The following is a 15,914-nucleotide window of genomic DNA, read 5'->3' on the forward strand; positions in this document are numbered from 1 at the left end:
CAGCTCGCCGGTGGCGCAGACGAAGGTCCAGTTCTCCTTGGCGTCGCTCACGCTCCTGCCCCCAGCGGCTTCTCCAGCACCTCGAAGCGCAGGTCGTCGCGGAGCGGCACGCCGAAGCGCTCGTCGCCGTAAGGGAAGGGCTTGGTCACGCCGGTACGGCGATAGCCGCGGCGCTCGTAGAAGGCGATCAGTTCGGAGCGGATGTCGATCACGGTCATCCGCATCACGGACCGGCCCCATTGGTCGGCGACGATACGCTCGGCTTCCTCCATCAGCCGCTTGCCTATCCCGCCGCCCTGCAGCGTGGGACTGACCGAGAACATGCCGAAGTAGCCGGCGCCGTCCTCGTCGGCGATATGCGCGCAGGCGACCAGCTGGCCGTCCTGTTCGACCAGCAGCACCAGGCTGCGGTCGCGCAGGATGTCGGCGCGCAGGACCTCCGGGTCGATGCGCTGGCCGTCGAGGAAATCGGCTTCGGTGGTCCAGCCCGTGCGGCTGGCGTCGCCCCGGTAGGCGGAGGTCACCAGGGCGACGATCGCGTCGACGTCGGCCACGGTGGCGGTGCGGAAGGTCAGTGTCTGCATCCGCGCATCTTAACGGCAGCCCCCGCTTTGTAGGAGCGGGGAGCCTGCGGCGGCATGGAGCCTCGCCCCTGCGGGCCGCGGGGGATGGCTCAGCCCAGCAGCCCGCGGACCTTGGACAAGGCCGCCATGAAGCGCTCGATTTCCTCGTGGGTGTTGTAGAACGCCAGCGAGGCCCGGCAAGTCGCCGCGACGCCGTAGAACTGCAGCAGCGGATGCGCGCAGTGCTGGCCGGAACGGACCGCCACGCCTTCCAGGTCGAGCAGGGTCGCCAGGTCGTGCGCATGCGCGCCTTCGACCAGGAACGACACCACCGCGGTCTTCTCCGGCGCGGTGCCGAAGATGCGCAATCCTTCGACCTTGCGCAGTTCCTCGGTGAAATGCGCCAGCAGCTCGGCCTCGCGGGCCTCGATGTGCTCCCGCCCGATGTTCTCCAGGTAGTCCACCGCCGCGCCCAGGCCGACGAAGCCGGCGATGTTGGGCGTGCCGGCCTCGAACTTGTGCGGCGGGTCGTTGAACACGGTGCCTTCGAAGCTGACTTCCTTGATCATCTCGCCGCCGCCGAGGAACGGTGGCATCGCCAGCAGGTGTTCGCGGCGCGCCCACAGCACGCCGGTGCCGGTCGGCCCGCACATCTTGTGGCCGGTGATGGCGTAGAAGTCGCAGCCGATCGCCTGCACGTCGATCGGCCGGTGCGGCGCGGCCTGCGAGCCGTCGACCACGGTGACGATGCCGCGCTTGCGCGCTTCGCGGCAGATCTCGCGCACCGGGTTGACCGTGCCCAGCACGTTGGAGACGTGGGTCACCGCCAGCAGCTTCACCTCCGGCGTCATCGCCCGGCGCAGCGCGTCCAGGTCGAGCGCGCCGTCGGGGGTGATCTCGGCGACGCGGAGGGTGGCGCCGGTGCGTTCGGCGACCAGCTGCCACGGCACGATGTTGGCGTGGTGCTCCATCCGCGAGACCAGGATCACGTCGCCGGCCTTCAGGCGCGGCAGCGCCCACGAATAGGCGACCAGGTTGATCGCGAAGGTGGTGCCGCTGCACAGCACCAGTTCGTCGGGGCGCGCGTTGAGGAAGCGCGCGAGCTTGCCGCGCGCGCCCTCGTAGGCCTCGGTGGCCTCGGTGCCGAGCGTATGCACGGCGCGGCTGACGTTGGCGTTCTGGCGGCGGTAGAACTCGTCCGTCGCCGCGATCACCTGCATCGGCTTCTGGCCGGTGTTGGCGTTGTCGAAGTACACCAGCGGCTTGCCGTGGACCTGCCGCATCAACAGCGGGAAGTCGGCGCGCACGCGCTCCCAGTCGGGCCGGTCGTGGCCGCTGGCGGCGGCCTGGGGCGTGGCGGCGTTCATGCGACCCCCGCCGAGCTGAGCGCCTGGTCCAGGCGGGTGGCCAGGATCCCGGCGATCGGGCCCTCCAGCGCCGCCAGCGGCTCGTGGCAGAACGCCGCGCTCAGCAACTGCTGGGCGCGTTCCCTGGGAATGCCGCGCGAGCGCAGGTAGAACAGCGCCTGCGGGTCGAGCTGGCCGACCGTGGCGCCGTGCGCGGCCTGGACCTCGTCGGCGTCGATCACCAGCACCGGCTGGGTATCGATCTCGGCGTTGGCCGACAGCAGCAGGTTCTTGTTCGACAGGCGCGCGTCGGTGCCGTCGGCGCCTTCGCGGATGTGGATGCCGCCATGGAACACCACGCGGCTGCGGTTGGCGGCCACGCCGCGCCACAGCAGCTCGGCGCTGGTGTCGCGGGCGATGTGCTCGATGCCCAGGCGGGTGTCGATGTGGCGCTTGCCGTTGCCGAGCAGCACGCCGTTGGCGACCAGGCGCGCGCGGTCGCCTTCCAGGCGGACGTTGAGTTCGTGGCGGGTGAGGCCGGCGCCGAGTTCCAGGTCGACGCGGCGGTAGTCGGCATCGCGCGCCAATACCGCGTCGGTGCGCAGCAGCGACGTCAGCCCCGCCGCCTCGGACTGGATGCGGGCATGGTCGAGGCGGGCGCCCTGTGCCAGGTGCACGTGCGCGAGCACGTTGCCCAGGTGCGCCGCTTCGCCGTCGTGCAGATGGTGCTCGACCAGCGCCAGCGAAGCGCCGCGGCGCAGCTCGATCAGGTGGCGCAGGTGCCAGGCGTGGTCGGTCGCATGCGCGTCCGGCGCGGTGCCGACGAACACCAGGTGCAGCGGCGCCGCGACCGCCACGCCCTCGTCCACGCGCAACAGCACGCCTTCGTCGGCGAGGGCGGCATTCAGGCGCGCGAACACCTCATCGCTGCGCTCGAAGCGACGGCCGAGGAAGCGCAACGCCTCGCCGCCCTCGGCCAGGGCGCTCGACAGCGGGCGCAGTTCCACGCCGTCCGGCAGGCCGCCCAGGTCCGACAGCGCCGGGGCGTGGCGGCCGTTGACGAACACCAGGCGCGGCGCGGGGATGTCCGCGAGCAGCGCGGCATCGACCGCGGCGGGTGCGGCCGGCGCCGGCGCGAAGCTGCGCCGCTCCAGCGCACGCAGCGAGGTGTACTTCCAGGCCTCGCTGCGCGGGCCGGGCAGGCCATCGCGCAGCGCTTCCTCGAGCGCCTGGCGACGCGAGGCGTCGTCGTTCGAGTCCCCGCGCACGGAGGTGCGGGCTTTCGCGAAGGACTCGCGCATCGACTCCAGCAGCGCGCTCATCAGACCGCCTCCGGCGCCACGCGGTCCTTCAGCCAGGCGTAGCCGTGCTTCTCCAGCTCCAGCGCCAGTTCCGGCCCGCCGGTCTGCACGATGCGGCCCTCGGCCAGCACGTGCACCACGTCCGGCTTGATGTAGTCGAGCAGGCGCTGGTAATGGGTGATCACCAGGAACGAGCGGTCGGCGGCGCGCAGCGCGTTGACGCCGTCGGCCACGGTCTTGAGCGCGTCGATGTCCAGGCCCGAGTCGGTCTCGTCGAGGATCGCCAGCTTCGGTTCCAGCACCGCCAGCTGGAAGATCTCGTTGCGCTTCTTCTCGCCGCCGGAGAAACCTTCGTTGACGCCGCGATGCAGCAGCTCGTCCTTCAGGTGCAGCACGGCCAGCTTCTGCCGGACCAGCTTGAGGAACTGCATCGAGTCCAGTTCGTCCTCGCCGCGCGCCTTGCGCTGCGCGTTGAGCGCGGCGCGCAGGAAGTAGGTGTTGTTCACGCCCGGGATCTCGACCGGGTACTGGAAGGCCAGGAACAGGCCGGCGGCGGCGCGCTCCTCCGGCTCCAGTTCCAGCAGCGCCTTGTCGTCGAACTCGACGCTGCCTTCGGTGACCTCGTAGCCGTCGCGACCGGCCAGCACGTTGCCGAGCGTGGACTTGCCCGCGCCGTTGGGTCCCATGATGGCGTGCACTTCGCCGGGCTTCACTTCGAGCGAGAGGCCCTTGAGGATTTCCTTGCCGGCGACGTTGGCGTGGAGGTTCTGGATCTTGAGCATGGGATTCGGGATTCGTGATTCGTGATTCGTGATTGGTTAAAGGCAAGGCGCAAAGCGGATTCGGTCTGGAGTGGTGACTCGCTTTTGCGAATCACCAATCACCAATCACGAATCACGGCGGTCGGCGTCAGCCGACCGAGCCTTCCAAAGATACTTCCAGCAGCTTCTTGGCCTCGACCGCGAACTCCATCGGCAGCTCGCGGAAGACCTGCTTGCAGAAGCCGTCGACGATCATCGACACCGCGTCCTCCTCGCTGATGCCGCGCGCGCGGCAGTAGAACAGCTGGTCGTCGCTGATCTTGGAGGTGGTGGCCTCGTGCTCGACGGTCGCGCCCGGGTTCTTCACCTCGATGTAGGGGAAGGTATGGGCGCCACACTGCTTGCCGATCAGCAGCGAGTCGCACTGGGTGTAGTTGCGCGCGCCTTCGGCGTTGCGGTCGACCTTGACCAGCCCGCGGTAGGTGTTCTGGCCGCGGCCGGCGCTGATGCCCTTGCTGACGATCTTGCTCTTGGTGCGCTTGCCGACGTGGATCATCTTGGTGCCGGTGTCGGCCTGCTGGCGGTGGTGGGTGAGCGCCACCGAGTGGAACTCGCCGACCGAGTCGTCGCCGAGCAGCACGCACGAGGGATATTTCCAGGTGATCGCCGAGCCGGTCTCGACCTGGGTCCAGGTCACCTTGCTGCGCGCGCCGCGGCATTCGGCGCGCTTGGTCACGAAGTTGTAAATGCCGCCGCGGCCTTCCTCGTCGCCCGGGTACCAGTTCTGCACCGTGCTGTACTTGATCTCGGCGTCTTCCAGCGCGACCAGCTCGACCACCGCGGCGTGCAGCTGGTTCTCGTCGCGCATCGGCGCGGTGCAGCCTTCCAGGTAGGAGACGTAGGCCTTGTCCTCGCACACGATCAGGGTGCGCTCGAACTGGCCGGTATGGCCGGCGTTGATGCGGAAGTAGGTGCTCAGCTCCATCGGGCAGCGCACGCCCGCCGGGATGAACACGAAGCTGCCGTCGGAGAACACCGCCGAATTCAGCGCGGCGAAGTAGTTGTCGCCGACCGGCACCACGCTGCCGAGGTACTTCCTCACCAGCTCGGGATGTTCCTTGATGGCCTCGGACATCGAGCAGAAGACGATGCCCTTCTCGGCCAGTTCCTTGCGGAAGGTGGTGCCGACCGACACCGAGTCGAACACCGCGTCCACCGCCACGCCGGCCAGCTTGGCGCGCTCGTGCAGCGGCACGCCGAGCTTGTCGTAGGTGTCGAGCAGCTCCTGGGGCACCTCGTCCAGGGACTTGTACTTCGGTCCCTTGGGCGCGGAGTAATAGCTGAGCGCCTGGAAATCGATCGGCGCGATGTTGAGCTTGGCCCAGTGCGGCATCGGCATCTTGAGCCAGTGGCGATAGGCTTCCAGGCGCCACTCGGTCATCCATTCCGGCTCGTCCTTCTTGGCGGACAGGGCGCGGATGATGTCCTCGTTCAGCCCGGGCGGGAGCGAATCGGACTCGATGTCGGTGACGAAGCCGGCGTCGTAGCGTCGGCCCAGCCGTTCGAGGATCTCGGCGTTCTGGGGAGGTGCAACTTCGGTGGCCATGATGGGCTGCCTACGGGTCAGGTGGTCGCGACGGTGACGGCGATGCGGCGCCGGTCGTCGCCGGTGGGGGAAAGGGGATGGAGCATCTGGGCCAGGGTCACGCCGCGCAGGGCGTCGGCGACCACGTCGTTGATCAGGCGCCAGTTCGAGCGGACGCCGCACTGGTGGGCAATGCCGCACTGGCCGTGGTCCTGGCTGCATTCGGTGATCGCCAGCGGGCCTTCCATCGCCTCGACGATCTCGATCAGGGTGATCTCGCCGGCCGCGCGCGCGAGCCGGTAGCCGCCACGCACGCCGCGCAGGCCTTCGACCAGGCCGGCCTGGGCCAGCGGCTTGAGCAACTTGCTGACCGTGGGCGGCTCCAGGCCGGCGTGTTCGGCCAGTTCGTTCGCACTGAGCACCTCGCCGGGACGCGCGGCGAGCACGGTCAGGACGACGGTGGCGTAATCGGTGAGCTTGGTGACGCGCAACATCGGCGGGGTAAAGCGGGCAATTCGAAACTGGACCGAAATTGTACTCTTTAATCCCGGGCGGGCCAAGTCGCAGGTTCAGCCCCGGCTCGGGAACCGGTCGAGGCCGCCGCGGCGGCACGGATTTGTCGTGCGCTGGCGTGCAGGCCACAATGGGCGGCCCCCTCAATGGAAGCCTTCATGTCGCGCAAGATCGCCGCCCGCAAGTCCCGCATCCATGGAAACGGCGTGTTTGCCGTCAAGGCGCTCAAGAAGGGCGAGCGCATTATCGAGTACAAGGGCCGCCGGCGCACCCACGAGGAGGTCGACAACGACGACAGCGGCGACGTGGAGAGCGGCCACACCTTCCTGTTCACGCTGAGCGACGAGTACGTGATCGACGCCAACTACGAGGGCAACGACGCGCGCTGGATCAACCACAGCTGCGACCCGAACTGCGAGGCGGTGATCGAGGAGGACGAGGACGACTCGCGCAACAGCCGGGTGTTCATCGAGGCGATCCGCGACATCGAGCCGGGCGAGGAGCTGACCTACAACTACGGCATCACCCTGGCCGAGCGCCATACGCCGCGCCTGAAGAAGATCTGGGCCTGCCGCTGCGGCGCGAGGAATTGCACCGGCACGATGCTGCAGCCCAAGCGCTGAGCCTGGAAGGCGATGGTTCGGGCGGCTCGGCCGCCCTTCGCGTTCCTGACGTTTTCCCCACATCGGTTCACGGGCGGGCAACGCGCTCCTGCCTAGCGTCGTTGCGGGTATCCAACATCAGGAGGACGACGATGGCACACCGGCTTTCGGGCAAACGCATCGCGGTGCTGGCGACCCATGGCTTCGAGCAGTCGGAACTGCAGGAGCCCAAGCGCCTGCTGGAACAATGGGGAGCCGAAGTGGAAGTGATTTCCCCTGCCCAGGAATCCAGCATCCGCGGCTGGAAGAAGAAGGACTGGGGCGACGACGTCGCCGTGGACACGCCGTTGGCGGACGCCGATCCGGCCGATTACGACGCGATCGTGCTGCCGGGAGGCGTGATCAATCCGGATGCGCTGCGAACCGACCGCAACGCGATCACGTTCATCAGGGCCTTCGCCGACGCCGGCAAGCCGGTCGCGGCGATCTGCCATGGCCCCTGGCTGCTGGCGGAAAGCCAGCTGGTGCAAGGGCGCGAGGTGACTTCATGGCCGTCGGTGAAGACCGATCTGGTCAATGCCGGCGGCCGCTGGAAGGATGCGGAAGTGGTGGTGGACGGCAACCTGATCACCAGCCGCAAGCCGGACGACGTCCCGGCGTTCGCGGACGCGGTCGCCACGGCCCTGGCCGCCTGAGCGTCAGGGCCGCGTCACTGCTGCTGCAGGGCGCCGGCCGGCAGCAGCTGCGACACGTCCTGGTTGAATTCGACCACGAGCCGGCCGTCCCGCACGGAAGCCGATTCCACCTGCAGCGTGCCCATCAGGCTGGCGATGGACGGCTCGATCCGGTAGATCGGCTGCTTGCGCGCATAGTCGACCAGCCAGGCGTTGAGCAGTTCGCGGGTACCGGCGTCGAGGCGGGCGCCGGCATGCACCGGCTGGAAGTCCTCGATCGCGGGCTGGTCCAGGAAGAATCCCTGGCGCGCGTTGTCGTAGCGCAGCCCGCTGCTCAGCGAGACGTGCCCGACCGGCGAGGGCGCGCCGCCGGCGGTGGCGACGGCCAGGTCGAAGCCCAGGTTCAGGCGGTTGCCGGGCGGCAGCCGCAGCTGGGGATCGCTGACCGTCAACGCGAGCAGGCCGCCCAGGGCGTCGTGCGTCTGCGGGAAATGGCCCGACAGGTACTGCTGCACGTCGCCGGCCTGCACGCTGACCTGCCGGCCCTCGATCTGCGGAGCGGCGAACGCGCTGCCGGCGCAAAGGACGAGGCCGCAGGCGATGCCGAACAAGGACGGGCGGAATTTCATGGCGCGCGATTTCCCTGGAATGTGACGCCACAATAGCGGCGGACGGTGAACGGGCGGTTAGAGCGTGTTATGAACTTTGATCCGGCTCGGCTATCGTAAGCGGATGAAGCCGCCACGCCCGTATCCGACCGACGTCACCGATGAAGAGTGGGCGTTCGCCGCGCCCTACCTGACGCTGATGGACCCGCAAGCACGGCAGCGCAAGTACGAGCTGCGCTTGATGTTCAACGCGTTGCGCTGGATGGCCCGGGCCGGCGCGCCCTGGCGCTTGATTCCCCATGAGTTTCCGCCGTGGGAAGCGGTCTACCAGCAGACCCAGCGCTGGCTGCAGGCGGGCTGCTTCGAGGCCATGGTCAACGACCTGCGTTCGGTCTTGCGGGTGGCGCAAGGCAAGCAAGGGCAGCCCAGCGCCGTGATCCTGGATGGCCGCACGCTGCAGTCCACGTGCGAGAGCGGTCCGCGGGCCGGCTACGATGGCTACAAGCGCAAGAAGGGCAGCAAGGTGCACATGGCGGTGGACACGCTCGGCCACCTGCTGGCGGTGCAGGTCACGCCGGCCAACGCGCAGGAGCGGGCCCAAGTGCGATCGCTGGCGCAGGAAGTCCAGCATGTCACCGGCGAAACGGTGAAGCTCGCCTTCGTCGATCAGGGTTACACCGGCAAAGACCCGGCCGAAGCCGCGCAGGAGGAAGGCATCGAACTGCACGTGGTGAAGCTGCCGGAGGCCAAGAAGGGCTTTGTGCTGCTGCCACGCCGCTGGATCGTGGAACGCAGCTTCGGCTGGATCAACCGCTTCCGCCGCTTGGCCCGTGACTACGAACGCCTGCCTGAAACCCTCGCAGGACTCCACTTCGTCGTCTTCACCATCCTCATGCTCAGTAATGCCGCTTCGATACTTCAAAGTTCATAACACGCTCTAGCGGCGCGGGCGTTGCGCCTGCGTGCGCGGCAAGGCGCACCGGCAAGGGGAATCGATATCCGGACGAGCCAACGGCGCGGATGGGGACCCTCCGGCGAATCCGGCGGGCGCGGCTGTTCTTCCTCGCTAGTCGAGGACCGGCTGTATCGATGCGGAGGTGATTTCCCAGCCCTGGCCGTCGACGCGCATGCGCATGCGATACCAGCCGCCGAAGCGCCGGCGCCCTTCCGCGGTGGCCGCGGTGATGCGGATCGGCACTTCCAGCGCCCGTGGAGGATCCTCGCGATCGAGGGGCTGGGCCGCGCCGGTCTCCATGCGCAGGCTCTGCAGTCCCTGCAGCGTGCGCAGCACCGTGTCGTCGGGGCGCGGCGCGGGCTTGCCGCCGGACCAGAATGCGTCGGCGTCCGGTTTCGAGTTGAGCAGGACGGTCAGGTAGGCGCGGAGCGTCGAGGACGCCTCGGTGGCTGCGCGCGAGAAGCGCTGCCGCGAAGCGGTATCTTGTCCCAGGGAGGAGGGGGCGTCGGCCGGTGTCGCCGGCGTGTCCGCATCGCGTGCGGCGGCGGGGATGGCCGGGGGCGTTTCCGCCGCGGCTTCCGGATCGCGATGGCAACTGCAGCCGGCGACCAGCACGGGCAGGGCGGACATCAGGAGCCATCGGCGCATCGCACACCTCCGCGGGACAGGCCGCGGAGTGTAGCGCCAGGCTCAATGGCGGCGTTCGTTCCCGATGCGGTCGAGCAACGCCTGCAGGTCGGGCTGGAGCTCGGCGAGCGCGCCTTGCCCGTCGGTATGCGACTGCGCCAGTTCCCCCAGCAGCAGGGTGCCGACCGCCAGGGCCGCGCAGTCGTCGCCGCTGAAGCGGCGCTGGGCCTGCAGCGCTTCGAGCCGCCGCATCCAGTTCTCGTTCGAGCGTCGTTCGAATTCGATCGTGCAACGGCCGGTGCACGGCCGGCCATCGCTCTCGATGGGCGTGACGGTGATGCGGTAGCGTTGCGTGGACATGGCGGGGGAGGGCGGTGGGCTCGGGAGCCAAGATAGGCCCGCGCCTGCCGGACCGCGAGGGCGGTGACCATGACGGAGTGTTCCAGCGTGCCGAATGGATCAGCGCGTTCCGCCGGTCGGGCCGGATGCGGATGCCGGGCCGCCAAAAACAAACGGGACGGCAAGGCCGTCCCGTTCGGGCGATGCTCGGAAGCAGCCGTTATCAGGCGGCGGCGTCCTTGAGCTTCTTCAGCGGACGCACCTTCACCTTCACCGAGGCGGGCTTGGCGGCGAACCACTGCTCTTCCTTGGTGAACGGGTTGATGCCCTTGCGCTTCGGCTTGGCCGGCACGTTGACGGCGGTGATCTTCAGCAGGCCCGGCAGGGTGAACGAACCGGCGCCCTTCTTGCTGATCGAAGCGTGCACCGCGCCTTCCAGCGCGGCCAGCACGGCGCGTACGTCCTTGGCGGCGACGGCGGTGGCTTCGGCGATGTGCGCGACCAGACCCGACTTGCTCAGGGCTTCCTTGATCGGCTTCGGAGCGGCCGGCTTGGCGGCTGCCTTGGTGGCGACTTTCTTCACTGCCTTCTTCGGGGCAGCCTTCTTAGCGGTCTTTGCCATGATTTCCTGTTCCGTGAACGGTTGGTTGTTGGGTCTCGCCGACCCCGTCGGCAAGCGAAATGTAGGACAAGTGCAGCGCCTCGCCAATAGGGGAATGCACAGAAAACCTCATGAAAAAGCCGCTCGCCCGGCCTCGGACCCGGGCATGAGCGTCCGGGAAGGCGGCAAACGCGGGCCTCAGTCCTCCTCGCGGACGGGCTGGTGGCTGGCGACGAGCCGTTGCTGCACGGCCGCAGGAACCGGCTCGTAGTGGCTGAAATCCAGGGAAAAACGCCCTTGTCCGGCGGTGAGCGACTTCAGCTCGGCCGCGTATCCGTCCAGCTCCGAGAGCGGCACCTGGGCGTGCACGACGATCTCGCCATGCTGGCTGTCGGTCCCTTGGATCCGCGCGCGCTTGGCGGCCAGGCTGCCGGTGATGTCGCCGGCCTGGGCCTCCGGTGCGCTGATTTCCATCTCCACGATCGGTTCGAGCACCTGCGGGACTGCACGCGATACCGCGTCCAGGAACGCCTTCCTGCCGGCCGCGACGAAGGCGACCTCCTTGCTGTCCACCGGATGGTGCTTGCCGTCGTACACGGTCACCCGCAGGTCCTGCAGCGGGAAGCCGGCCAGGGCGCCATTGGCCACCGCCTGGCGCACGCCCTTCTCGACCGCGGGCATGAACTGGCCCGGGATGGTGCCGCCCTTGACCTCGTCGACGAACTCGATCCCGGCGCCGCGCGGCAAGGGGGCCACTTTCAGGAACACTTCGCCGAACTGGCCGGCCCCGCCGGTCTGCTTCTTGTGGCGATGGTGGCCTTCGGAGGGCGCGGAGATCGTCTCGCGATAGGCGATGCGCGGCGTGCGCGTGACGACGTCCACGCCGTAACGCAGGGCCAGGCGTTCCAGCATGATCCGCAGGTGCAGGTCGGACAGGCCGCGGACCAGGGTCTCGTGCGTTTCGGATTGCTGTTCGACCACGAAGGCCGGGTCTTCCTGGGCCAGGCGCTCCAGCGCGAGCGCGAGCTTCTGTTCCTGGCCGCGGCTGGCCGGCGAGATCGCCAGCGAGAACATCGCCTGGGGGAAGCGGATCGGCGCCAGGTGCAGGTGGTCCTGCTCGTGCCGGTCGTGCAGGACCGCGTCGAAGTGGATTTCCTCCACCTTCGCGAGCGCGGCGATGTCGCCTGCCACGACCTTGTCCACCGGCAGGTGGTCCTTGCCCTGCAGCCGGAACAGGTGCGAGGCGCGCACCGGCTTGCGGGCGTCGTCGACCAGCAGCGGCATGTCGCGGACCAGGGTGCCCTGGTACAGGCGGAACACGCCGATCTTGCCGACGAACGGGTCGTTGACGATGCGGAAGACGTCGGCCACCACCGGCGCGTCCGGATCGGCGGCGACCGCCACCGGCACGCCGCCGGCGCTGAACGCGGGCGGATTGCCCTCGTGCGGGGCGGGCAGCAGGTCGCGCGCGATGCCGATCAATTCGGCGACGCCGGTGCCGCTGCGCGCGGAGACGAAACAGACCGGCACCAGGTGGCCTTCGCGCAGGCACTGCTCGAACGCTTCGTGCAGTTCGTCAGGCCGCAGGCCGGCCTCGCCGTCCTCCAGGTAGTGCTCCATCACGCTCTCGCGGATCTCCACGACCTGGTCGAGGATGCGCTGGTGCCACTCGGCGATCCCGCCCAGGTCGCTGCCGCCGTCGTGCCCGGAGAAGCAGTCGACCACGCGCCTGCCGCGCTCGGCGGGCAGGTTCACCGGCAGCACCTCGCTGCCGAACTCGCCGCGCAACCCGTCCAGCAGTGCGGCGCAGTCGGCGCCGTCCTGGTCGATCTTGTTGACCACGATCATCCGGCACAGGCCCCGCTCGCGCGCCCGTTCCATCAGTCGGCGCGTGCCGTGCTGGATGCCGCGCGCGGCGTCGACGACGATCAGCGCGGTCTCCACCACCGCCAGCGCCGGCAGGCTGGCGCCGCGGAAATCCGGGTAGCCGGGGGTGTCGACGAGGTTCAGGTGCAGCCCTTCGCGGTCGATGCTGGCGATCGCGCTGTCGATCGAGTGGCCGCGCTGCCGTTCCAGCGGGTCGTGGTCGGACACGGTGGTGCCGCGCTCGACGCTGCCTGCCGCCTGGAGGGCGCCGCCGGCATGCAGCAGGGCTTCGAACAGGGTGGTCTTGCCGGCGCCGGGGTGGCCTGCGAGGGCCACGTTGCGGATGTCTCGGGTGGCGTAGGACATGAGGCCTTTCCTCCGGGAAGGAATGCGGCGTCATGGCTGTCCGGTGCGAGCGGGCAGTCGCTCGATGGGCGGTCATGGCGGTTCCCGGGCACTGTAGCGCCGCCGGGGACGAGTGGCGCGTTGCGACGCACAAGGGCGTAACGGTTGGCCGGTTATGGTGGCGGGCCATCCACACCACGGGAGCATTGCCATGGGTATTTCGCGTCACGCCACCGCGCACTGGGAAGGCGATCTGAAGAGCGGCAAGGGCCTGCTCAACACGCCGCAGAGCGGCCTGCTGGACAACACGCGCTACGGTTTCAACAGCCGCTTCGGCGACGAGAAGGGCACCAATCCGGAAGAGCTGATCGCGGCCGCGCACGCCGGTTGCTTCACGATGGCGCTGTCGGCGCAGCTCAGCGAGGCGGGCTTTCCGCCGAAGTCGCTGGACACGCGCGCCGAGGTGGACCTGTCGCTGGAAGGCGGTCCGCAGCTTTCGCAGATCCGCCTCAAGCTGAAGGCGGTGGTGCCGGGCATCGACCAGGTCAAGTTCGACGAGCTGGCCGACAAGGCGAAGAAGAACTGCCCGGTGTCCAAGGCGCTGAGCGCGGTGCCGATCAGCCTGGAAACCGAGTTCTCGAACTAGGGCGCGCGGAGGGCCTCGGGGCGGTCGTGCGCGGCCGTCCCGGGCAGGCTGTTGGCCGGCTGAACGGAAAGGCCGGCAGGGGGCGGATTCAGGGCCGTTTCACCGGCCCACGCAGAGCATCGCGCTCGTGATCCTTCTCCATTCCTCCGACGGACGAGCGCAAATGAAGACCTTGATGCTGGGTGTGTTGACCACGGGACTGCTGGTCGCGGGCAGCGCCTCCGCCCAGCGTTACGACGGCCGCTACGACGGGGGCGTCTACGACTACGCCCGGGTGGTGCGGGTCGACCCGATCATCGTGTCCGACTACGCCGAGCGCAGCGAGCCGCGCTGCTACGAGCGCCCGGCCGATGGCTACGTCGATCGCGGCGGCGGTTATTACGACGGCTATGGCGGCGGCTACGCGAGCCCGGGCAATCCGTCCGGGCGCTCGCTGGCCACGGTGGTCGGCGGCGTCGCCGGCGCGGTGCTGGGCAGCCGGGTCGGCGGCGGCAGCGGCCGCCTGGTCGGTACCGCGATCGGCACGATGGTGGGCGGCGTGGCCGGGCGCTCGATCTACGACGCCAATCATCCCGGCTACGCGCAAGGCAGCGTCCGGGTCTGCGATCCGGTGACCTACCGCGACGAGCGCGAGCGCGTGGACGGCTACGACGTGACCTACGAGTACGCCGGCCGGACCTACCACACGCGCAGCGACTACAACCCGGGCGATCGCATCCGGGTGCGGGTGGACGTGGTGCCGCAGTGATGCGGCGCCGGGCCGCGCCTTTGCCTCAAGGCCAGTCGATCTCGCCGCGGATGACGGTCTGCACCTCGCCGCCGGACCAGACGTCGCCGGCCTCGTCGATGCTCAGTTCCAGCCGCGCATCGAAACCGACTTCGCGGCCCTGGCTGACGGCATAGCGGCGATCGCCGCGAGGCAGGGCGCCCTGGCTGTCCAGCCAGGCCGCCAGGACCGCGTTGGCCGCCCCCGAGGCGGCGTCCTCGAAGCGCCGGCCGTTGCCGACGAAGGCGCGCACCGCGAGATCGACGTCCCCGCCGCGCGTACGGGCATAGGCGAACACGCCCATGCTGCCGGTGGATTCGGCCAGCGCGGCGATCGCGTCCCAGTCCGGCGACTGCATGCGCAACGCGGTCTCGTCGGACAGTTCGACCACCCACCAGCGGCGCCCGCCGTCCATCAACGCCGGCGGCAGCGAACCGAGCGACCAGCCGGCCAGGGCGGCGGCCAGGCGCGGATCGCCGGCGCGGGCGATCTCGGCGACGCGCGCGCGCGGCGTGCGGATCGAGAGGCGGCGGCGTCCATCGCGTTGCTCCACGCGCAACGGCAGTTTGCCGGCGATGCCGTCCTGCACGAGGATCGTTCCCAGGGCGCCGCCGTCGTGCGGTCGCGCCAGCCCGGCCTCGAGCACGGCATGGGCAGTGCCGACGCTCGGATGGCCGGCGAACGGCACTTCCTTCTGCGGGGCGAACATGCGGAGTCGATAACTGGTACCGGGATCCACCGGCGGCAGCACGAAGGTGGTTTCCGGCAACTTGGTCCAGCGGGCGATGGCCTGCATCGCCGCATCGTCCAGGCCTTCGGCGTCGAGCACAACGGCCAACGGATTGCCGCCGCCGGCGCGGGTGGAAAACACGTCCACTTGCAGGAATCGGCGTGTGGTCATCGGACTGCGCGCTGCGTGGGAAAGGGCGCGCAGCTTACCAATCGAGGCGGCCGTCGATCACCGGCTGCACGTGGCCGCCGATCCAGACCTCGCCAGCGGCATCGACCTCGATCCCGACCCGGCCGTCGCGGCCGAGTTCGCGGCCCTGGCTGGCGACGTAGCGGCCGCCAGGGCCCGGTAGCCGCCCTTGCTGCGCGAGATGGGCGGCGATCAGCGCGTTGGCGCTGCCGGTCACCGGGTCCTCGCGGATGCCCACGCCCGGCGCGAAGGCGCGCACGGCGAGCTGGTAGTCGGCGGCATCCGTGGCGAAGGCGAACGCCGCGAGCTTGCCCTTGCCGGGCAGGGCGGCGATCGCGTCGATCTCCGGTTCGAGGGTGCGCAGGGCGGTTTCGTCGGCCAGTTCCAGCAGCCACCAGTCCGGCCCGTTGTTCCATAGCTGCGGCGCGCGGCCCGCGGCGGCCGCGGCGAGCCGGGGCGGCAGCGACGGCGGCGCGAGCCCGCGTTGCTGCGCGCGCGGGCTGCGCACCCACGCGCGGCGCCCCGCCCCAGTGTCCTCGATCCGCACCGGCAGCAGGCCGGCCGCGCATTGCTGGACCAGCATGCCCCCGCGCGGCCTGGCCAGGCCGAGTTCGACCGCGGCCCAGGCCGCGCCGACGCTGGGATGGCCGGCGAACGGCAGTTCGCCCTTGGGGGTGAAGATGCGGATGCGGTAGTCCGCGCCGGGCGCGTCCGGCGGCAGGAAGAAGATCGTCTCCGACAGGTTCAGCCACGCCGCCAGCTGCTGCATCCGCGCCTCGGCCAGGACGGTTGCATCGGTGACCACGCCGAGCGGGTTGCCCCGGCCGGGCGCGGAGGCGAATACGTCGAGTTGCAGGTAGCGGCAGGCGGCCATCGGCGTCGGGTTGGCAGTAGAAT

At 69.4% G+C, this 15,914-nt stretch carries 18 protein-coding genes; 5 read left to right on the top strand and 13 right to left on the bottom strand.

The genetic code is table 11. From position 1 onward, the window contains the following. Window positions 1-47: 47 nt before the first annotated feature. From M3M27_RS06680 to M3M27_RS06705, 6 genes are all read right to left on the bottom strand, one after another. A complete protein-coding gene (locus tag M3M27_RS06680; RefSeq protein ID WP_140719024.1) occupies window positions 48-584 on the bottom strand; it encodes a GNAT family N-acetyltransferase in 537 nt (178 codons plus the stop codon). Between the two features lie 89 nt (window positions 585-673). Further along, a complete protein-coding gene (locus M3M27_RS06685) occupies window positions 674-1,930 on the bottom strand; it encodes a cysteine desulfurase (RefSeq protein ID WP_140719023.1) in 1,257 nt (418 codons plus the stop codon). Continuing rightward, window positions 1,927-3,231: a Fe-S cluster assembly protein SufD gene (sufD, locus tag M3M27_RS06690; RefSeq protein WP_434027540.1), complete on the bottom strand. Its 1,305-nt coding sequence runs from the start codon at window positions 3,229-3,231 to the stop codon at window positions 1,927-1,929. The genes M3M27_RS06685 and sufD overlap by 4 nt, the downstream gene beginning before the upstream one ends. Continuing rightward, on the bottom strand, window positions 3,231-3,992 hold the full coding sequence (gene sufC, locus M3M27_RS06695) for a Fe-S cluster assembly ATPase SufC (RefSeq protein WP_434027541.1): 762 nt from the start codon (window positions 3,990-3,992) through the stop codon (window positions 3,231-3,233). The genes sufD and sufC overlap by 1 nt, the downstream gene beginning before the upstream one ends. 127 nt (window positions 3,993-4,119) lie before the next feature. Beyond that, window positions 4,120-5,577: a Fe-S cluster assembly protein SufB gene (sufB, locus tag M3M27_RS06700; protein ID WP_140719020.1), complete on the bottom strand. Its 1,458-nt coding sequence runs from the start codon at window positions 5,575-5,577 to the stop codon at window positions 4,120-4,122. Between the two features lie 17 nt (window positions 5,578-5,594). Next, window positions 5,595-6,050, bottom strand: a complete 456-nt coding sequence (locus M3M27_RS06705; protein ID WP_140719019.1) for an SUF system Fe-S cluster assembly regulator — start codon at window positions 6,048-6,050, stop codon at window positions 5,595-5,597. A gap of 177 nt (window positions 6,051-6,227) precedes the next feature. Between M3M27_RS06705 and M3M27_RS06710 the strand changes: the two genes are divergently transcribed. Together M3M27_RS06710 and M3M27_RS06715 are read left to right on the top strand one after the other, a co-directional pair. Then, window positions 6,228-6,692, top strand: coding sequence for an SET domain-containing protein (locus M3M27_RS06710; protein WP_140719018.1), 465 nt, complete (start codon window positions 6,228-6,230; stop codon window positions 6,690-6,692). A gap of 131 nt (window positions 6,693-6,823) precedes the next feature. Continuing rightward, the gene (locus M3M27_RS06715) at window positions 6,824-7,366 is read left to right on the top strand and encodes a type 1 glutamine amidotransferase domain-containing protein (protein ID WP_140719017.1); all 543 of its coding nucleotides are present in this window, start codon (window positions 6,824-6,826) and stop codon (window positions 7,364-7,366) included. 14 nt (window positions 7,367-7,380) lie between these two features. Here the strand turns inward: M3M27_RS06715 and M3M27_RS06720 are convergent, their stop codons facing one another. Beyond that, window positions 7,381-7,974 carry a DUF1439 domain-containing protein gene (locus M3M27_RS06720; RefSeq protein WP_140719016.1) on the bottom strand — a complete coding sequence of 198 codons (594 nt, stop codon included), beginning with the start codon at window positions 7,972-7,974 and terminating at the stop codon, window positions 7,381-7,383. A gap of 103 nt (window positions 7,975-8,077) precedes the next feature. Between M3M27_RS06720 and M3M27_RS06725 the strand changes: the two genes are divergently transcribed. Next, window positions 8,078-8,884, top strand: a complete 807-nt coding sequence (locus M3M27_RS06725; RefSeq protein WP_434026526.1) for an IS5 family transposase — start codon at window positions 8,078-8,080, stop codon at window positions 8,882-8,884. A gap of 135 nt (window positions 8,885-9,019) precedes the next feature. Here the strand turns inward: M3M27_RS06725 and M3M27_RS06730 are convergent, their stop codons facing one another. The 4 genes from M3M27_RS06730 to fusA all read right to left on the bottom strand — a co-directional run bounded on the left by M3M27_RS06730 (window position 9,020) and on the right by fusA (window position 12,707). Further along, window positions 9,020-9,538, bottom strand: coding sequence for a hypothetical protein (locus tag M3M27_RS06730; RefSeq protein WP_434027542.1), 519 nt, complete (start codon window positions 9,536-9,538; stop codon window positions 9,020-9,022). A gap of 60 nt (window positions 9,539-9,598) precedes the next feature. Next, window positions 9,599-9,895 (bottom strand): DUF3861 family protein, encoded by a 297-nt coding sequence (locus tag M3M27_RS06735; RefSeq protein ID WP_434027543.1) that lies wholly within the window; start codon window positions 9,893-9,895, stop codon window positions 9,599-9,601. 202 nt (window positions 9,896-10,097) lie between these two features. Beyond that, window positions 10,098-10,496 (bottom strand): HU family DNA-binding protein, encoded by a 399-nt coding sequence (locus M3M27_RS06740; RefSeq protein ID WP_140719013.1) that lies wholly within the window; start codon window positions 10,494-10,496, stop codon window positions 10,098-10,100. Between the two features lie 177 nt (window positions 10,497-10,673). After that, complete coding sequence (fusA, locus tag M3M27_RS06745; RefSeq protein WP_434027544.1) at window positions 10,674-12,707, bottom strand: elongation factor G; 2,034 nt, start codon at window positions 12,705-12,707, stop codon at window positions 10,674-10,676. A gap of 190 nt (window positions 12,708-12,897) precedes the next feature. Here fusA and M3M27_RS06750 point away from each other — a divergent pair, with 190 nt between their 5' ends. Continuing rightward, the gene (locus M3M27_RS06750) at window positions 12,898-13,332 is read left to right on the top strand and encodes an OsmC family protein (protein ID WP_140719011.1); all 435 of its coding nucleotides are present in this window, start codon (window positions 12,898-12,900) and stop codon (window positions 13,330-13,332) included. Window positions 13,333-13,495: 163 nt separating this feature from the next. Then, window positions 13,496-14,080: a glycine zipper 2TM domain-containing protein gene (locus M3M27_RS06755; RefSeq protein ID WP_140719010.1), complete on the top strand. Its 585-nt coding sequence runs from the start codon at window positions 13,496-13,498 to the stop codon at window positions 14,078-14,080. 25 nt (window positions 14,081-14,105) lie between these two features. Here M3M27_RS06755 and M3M27_RS06760 read toward each other — a convergent pair whose 3' ends face one another. Beyond that, the gene (locus M3M27_RS06760) at window positions 14,106-14,999 is read right to left on the bottom strand and encodes a PhzF family phenazine biosynthesis protein (RefSeq protein WP_434027545.1); all 894 of its coding nucleotides are present in this window, start codon (window positions 14,997-14,999) and stop codon (window positions 14,106-14,108) included. 34 nt (window positions 15,000-15,033) lie between these two features. Further along, window positions 15,034-15,891, bottom strand: a complete 858-nt coding sequence (locus tag M3M27_RS06765) for a PhzF family phenazine biosynthesis protein (RefSeq protein ID WP_434027546.1) — start codon at window positions 15,889-15,891, stop codon at window positions 15,034-15,036. Window positions 15,892-15,914: the final 23 nt, after the last annotated feature.

Source organism: Xanthomonas boreopolis, from assembly GCF_046529185.1.
GTDB classification, from domain to species: domain Bacteria; phylum Pseudomonadota; class Gammaproteobacteria; order Xanthomonadales; family Xanthomonadaceae; genus Pseudomonas_S; species Pseudomonas_S boreopolis.